Here is a 287-nt window from a genome sequence, read left to right on the forward strand (position 1 = left end):
TCTGATGTGAAGCCTGTTGATCCGACTGATGAGTCGCAGGATACGGGTGTCAAGGTCACCAACCCGGACGAGGACACCAAGATTTCTGCGAAGGATGAGGACGGCAAGGACGTCCCGGTTGAGATTGACGACAACGGCAACGTTGTTGTGACGCCGGGTACCGATGTTGATGGTCCGATTACGGTGACCATTGAGGATCCGGATCTGCCGGACGGCAAGGTTGACGTTGAGGTGCCGGTGAATGGTCACGAGAAGGACAAGGACGATAACGGTTCTGATCAGCAGCC

At 55.7% G+C, this 287-nt stretch carries 1 protein-coding gene; it reads left to right on the forward strand.

Translation table 11 applies throughout. From position 1 onward, the window contains the following. A partial coding sequence (locus tag M3G14_RS11635) for a hypothetical protein (protein ID WP_259926691.1) occupies positions 1-287 on the forward strand: 287 nt, incomplete at both ends.

The sequence above is a fragment of the Corynebacterium sp. p3-SID1056 genome (assembly GCF_025152525.1).
GTDB lineage: Bacteria > Actinomycetota > Actinomycetes > Mycobacteriales > Mycobacteriaceae > Corynebacterium.